Below are 359 nucleotides of genomic sequence, written 5' to 3' on the forward strand. Positions count from 1 at the left end.
GTGTACCGGCTTCCCCTCTATAGAGGGGTGCCCGTCAGGGCGGGGTGTCCGTTGCTCTTTCAGAAGCGTTGCTCTTCCCCACACGGATTGCCGAACATTTCAATCATATAATTCTCTAATTCTGTCATGACGTTGACAAGGTCACGTTTCACACGGACGTCCGGAATTCTGTAAATGAGCAAAGACCAAGACTCTAAGAATCTTTGTCTGCGAGCATCATAGTCTTCCTTTCCATCGTGACTCGAACCGTCTATCTCGATGACTAATCCTAAAGACTTAACATAGAAATCGACAATATAATTCCCGATCACTCGCTGCCGGTCGAAATCAATACCATGAAACCGCCCTTTATGAACCTG

At 46.8% G+C, this 359-nt stretch carries 1 protein-coding gene; it reads right to left on the reverse strand.

Features of this window, described 5'->3' with window-relative positions; all coding sequences use genetic code 11:
• Positions 1-59: 59 nt before the first annotated feature.
• On the reverse strand, positions 60-359 hold a 300-nt coding region (locus EII41_RS13845; protein ID WP_124791024.1), incomplete at its 5' end, for a DUF559 domain-containing protein.

Source organism: Tannerella forsythia, assembly GCF_003860135.1.
Taxonomy (GTDB): domain Bacteria; phylum Bacteroidota; class Bacteroidia; order Bacteroidales; family Tannerellaceae; genus Tannerella; species Tannerella forsythia_A.